5 protein-coding genes are annotated in these 4,298 nt (G+C 45.6%); 4 read left to right on the top strand and 1 reads right to left on the bottom strand.

The window, feature by feature from the left end:
* The 4 genes from RDN93_RS21735 to RDN93_RS21720 form a co-directional block, all read left to right on the top strand.
* Positions 1-319, top strand: a 319-nt coding sequence (locus tag RDN93_RS21735; protein WP_285828183.1) for an RteC domain-containing protein, incomplete at its 5' end; no start/stop codon positions are given.
* A gap of 140 nt (positions 320-459) precedes the next feature.
* Positions 460-1,911, top strand: a complete 1,452-nt coding sequence (locus RDN93_RS21730; RefSeq protein WP_002560993.1) for an ATP-binding protein — start codon at positions 460-462, stop codon at positions 1,909-1,911.
* Between the two features lie 9 nt (positions 1,912-1,920).
* Positions 1,921-3,084, top strand: a complete 1,164-nt coding sequence (locus RDN93_RS21725; protein WP_002560992.1) for a GNAT family N-acetyltransferase — start codon at positions 1,921-1,923, stop codon at positions 3,082-3,084.
* 16 nt (positions 3,085-3,100) lie between these two features.
* A complete protein-coding gene (locus RDN93_RS21720) occupies positions 3,101-3,667 on the top strand; it encodes a hypothetical protein (protein ID WP_002560991.1) in 567 nt (188 codons plus the stop codon).
* A 41-nt stretch (positions 3,668-3,708) separates the two neighbouring features.
* Here RDN93_RS21720 and RDN93_RS21715 read toward each other — a convergent pair.
* On the bottom strand, positions 3,709-4,298 hold a 590-nt coding region (locus tag RDN93_RS21715), incomplete at its 5' end, for a TraM recognition domain-containing protein (RefSeq protein ID WP_308747398.1).

Below are 4,298 nucleotides of genomic sequence, written 5' to 3'. Positions count from 1 at the left end.
AGTGCCACCACTAATATCCGCCAACAACGCAACAGAAACCACCGCCAGCCTTCTTTGGACGGGCAACGCCATCGACCTCGTGGAACTTATCTACGGCATAGACGAGATGGGCTGTATCAACAACGGCAATATGCCGCTAAAACAGCTCGCCCCGATTCTCTACAAGATATTCGGTATTGAGTCGAAGGATTGCTACCGCTTCTATACCGACATCAAACGTCGGAAAAACGAAAGCCGTACCTATTTCCTCGACAAGATGCAGGAGAAACTGAACGAGAGAATGCTGCGCGATGAAGAGCTGGAACGTATGAGAAGATAAAATCAGGTATAAGCGGGAGAATGGTATCATGCTGTTCTCCCGTTTGAGTAAAATCTATACGAAAAAGGGCGTTTTCGGCGCGCTATTGCCCCGAATTTCAGCGAAAAACGCTATCTTTGTACAATTGTTACGAATTGAATATGAACATAGACAACCTCGATATAGTAAAACAACTGATAGCCGAAAAGGAAAACGGGCAGGTGGAGTTCAAGGAAACCACCGGGCAGTTGGAGCGCGGCATGGAAACGCTCTGCGCTTTCCTTAACAGCGAAGGTGGCACGGTGTTGTTCGGTGTGACCGACAAAGGAAAGATCATCGGGCAGGAAGTGAGCGACAAGACGAAGCGTGATATTGCGGAAGCCATCCGGCGTTTTGAACCATTTGCCACACTCGAAGTTTCGTATATCAGTATCCAAAATACAGACAAGAGTGTGATAGCCTTGTCTGCGGACAGCCAACGTTATATGCGTCCGTTCTCCTATAAGGGACGGGCTTATCTTCGATTGGAGAGCGTGACATCCTCCATGCCGCAAGACGTATATAACCAACTGCTTATGCAGCGAGGTGGGAAATACGCTTGGGAGGCGATGACGAATCCCGACATCAAAGTTACTGACCTTGATGAACATGCCATTATGGGAGCGGTACGTGGAGGCATCCGGTGCGGTCGCCTACCCGAAGCCACCATAAGGGAGGATTTGCCGACCATACTCGAAAAATTCAACCTGTTACATGACGGAAAACTGAATAATGCTTCCGCAGTCTTGTTCGGTCGTGATTTTTACTTCTATCCCCAGTGCCTGCTTCGGTTGGCGCGTTTCAAAGGAACTACAAAAGACGAGTTTATAGACAATCAGCGTACCACTGGCAATATCTACACACTGCTGGACACTGCAATGTCGTTCTTTTTCAAGCATCTTTCCCTTTCGGGCAAAGTTGAAGGCTTGTATCGGGAGGAAGAGCTTGAGATTCCTTACAAGGCATTGAGGGAATGCTGCACAAATGCCCTTTGCCACCGCTCATACCACCGTCCCGGCAGTTCGGTAGGAATTGCCATCTATGATGACCGTGTGGAGATTGAGAACAGTGGAACTTTTCCGCCGGATATAACAATGGAAAAGTTATTGAGCGGGCATAATTCAGAACCTCAAAACCTGATTATTGCGAATGTTCTGTATAAAAGCGAGGTTCTGGAAAGCTGGGGACGAGGCATCGGGCTTATGATAAGCGAATGCCGGCGTGTCGGCATTCCCGATCCGGAGTTTCATACAGATGGAAATAGTGTATGGGTTATTTTCCGCTATACCCGAAAAACTGTGGGGCACGACCCGACAATTACCCGACAGTTACCCCACAGTCACCCCACAGTTACCCCACAGGTGGAAAAGGTGTTGTCTGCAATCGGCACACAGACACTTTCAACCAAAGAGATTATGTGTGTGATAGGATTAAAGGACAAAAGTAATTTTTTAGAACTATATCTGTATCCAGCCATAAGGCAGAATTTGGTAGAGCCTATTTACCCGGAAAATCCGAAACATCCCCGGCAGAAATATCGTCTTACCGATAAAGGAAAAGAACTGTTGATATAATAACGGGGTATGGTGGCGAAAAAGAAGAAACAACAGGGGCATTACTGTCGGATTTGTAGCGAGTACAAAGCCAACGAGCAATTCAGCGGCAAAGGACACTCGCGGCATATCTGCAAGGAATGCCGGTCGCTTCCCGATGATGTGAAGGCGGACATGGTGCGCTGTAACGAGGTGGAACGAGCCGTTTTCAAATGCCCGATGAGCCGTCAGGACTGGGAACTGCTGGAAAAATATGCCAAGAAGTACAAGGACAAGGAATCCGGGCAGTTCGCGCAGGATATGTTGGACATGAAACGGGGCAATCAGACACCGGACGAGGATATGGAAGAGGATGATGTTTTAATAGAAGGCATCTATGAAGAGGAAACCATACCATTTGCCGAACTGGAGGATGACATCCGTTATCAGTTGGAAGAATTGTTGGCGGACAACATCAACGAGTTCATGATACACAAGAATTACATTCCCGAAGGCAAGGAACTGAAAGACATCAACGAATGGGTCATGAAAGAAACCCGTGACACCTTTTTTATAAAGGTTATTCCCGATGCCGCTTATGACAGTCTGGTGGAAGAAACGATCAACAGGCTTGTGAAGGAATGGAAAGAGGACGGATTTGAGATAAAGACCTATTCCGCATCGCTGGTCGTCATGGAAACGGAACGGCTGCTTATCCGCAGGATAACCCGTAAGGATATGGACGCACTCCTTGCCATAATGGGAAAGCCGGAAGTCATGTACGCTTGGGAACACGGCTTTACCAAAAAGGACGTGCGCAAATGGATAAACAGGCAACTCATCCGATACCGCAAGGACGGGTTCGGATATTTTGCCGTCATACTGAAAGAAAGCGGCGCATTGATAGGACAAGCCGGTCTGATGAATAGTACCCTAAACGGGAACGAGACTGTCGAGCTTGGCTATATACTCGATAACACATACTGGCATAACGGTTACGGTACGGAAGCCGCCCGCGCGTGTTTGGAATACGCCTTTGGAGAGCTGGAACTGAAAACTGTCTGTTGCAGTATCCGACCGGAAAACGTGGCATCCATCCGTGTGGTTGAAAGGCTGGGAATGACCTTGTGCGACAACCATACAATAATATACAACGAAAAAGAAATGCCGCATCAGATATATGTGGCAACCAATAGTAAATCCTATATCTTATAAGCGAAATCACTCAACAATGAAAACAAATAATATTAATTTATTTTGCGATATAGTTACTCAAAGGTCAGGAGAACATTCTTGCGCTATAAATATTTTGTTGCAACAACAATTATATGGGCAGGTAATATCTATTCTGCGTCAAGAATTAGATTCTATGGTAAGAGTTATGTTTTTGTTGTCAATTAGCGACTTAAACCTTAGAGAGCATTTTATAAACCAAACTTTGGAGGGAATAAAATGGTCTTATCCCAATACAAAGAAAGTCGTGACCGATAAACAAATGGTGGATTTAGCTGATAAATTTTATGGCTGGCCTTTTTTTGTTTATAAATTAGGATGCGCTTTTATTCATCTTTCAGCAATGGTATATTATAAAAACAGTAATCCATTTTTGCTTTTATCTGTTTCAGAAAGAAATGACATCACAAGGTTTTTACATCAATATCATAGTTTCCCGTTAGAGTTGGAATTGAATTTGGAAAATATCATCCCATATCTTGATAAAGTATTTAATAAAGTTTCAAGTAACTTAGCATGTTACATTGAAGATTTACGTCAAAATAAACTTTTGGAGGAATATTAAAATAAGGGAGGATTTTAGCTATCCTCCCTTATTTTAATAGGTTACTTCTGCTGCAACAGATGCTTCAGGTTGTCATCGCCCGCGATGCGCTCCAATTCCTCCTGAACAATCTGCTTCACCTCCTCCTTGATGCGCCGGTAATTTGCCTGCACCGTTTCCTTCATGCGGTCGTTGCCGTCTGCGTCAGTGAAATCGGTAATAACGGGGATTTTCTTGTAGGCACTTTCCTCCCGTTTTACCTTATCGGCATCCACCACAATCTCGCAGTGGAAAATCTTCTGTTCGATACGCTCGTTGAAGTTGTCGGACACCGAACCGACAAACATTCCCTGCGTCAAACCGGAAATCTTGCTGGGCGGGATAAGCGCGTCCATCTGCGTGTTAATGGAGGTGGAAACATCCTGCCGGTTGATGGAGATAGACTGCCGTTTCTGCAACACCTTACCGAATCGTTCCGATAGTGTCTTTGCCGTTTCACCTACCACCTGCCCGGAGAAAATGTTACCGACCGTATTCATCACCACTTTCGCCTCCTTATCACCGTAGTCGCGCACCAGCTGGCTGAAATCCTGAAATCCCAGACACACGGCAACCTTGTTGCTTCGGGCGGTAGCTATAAGATTGTCCAACC

Origin of the sequence: uncultured Bacteroides sp., assembly GCF_902491285.1 — a bacterium.
Classification (GTDB): domain Bacteria; phylum Bacteroidota; class Bacteroidia; order Bacteroidales; family Bacteroidaceae; genus Bacteroides.
This window is presented reverse-complemented; position numbering and strand designations above follow the sequence as displayed.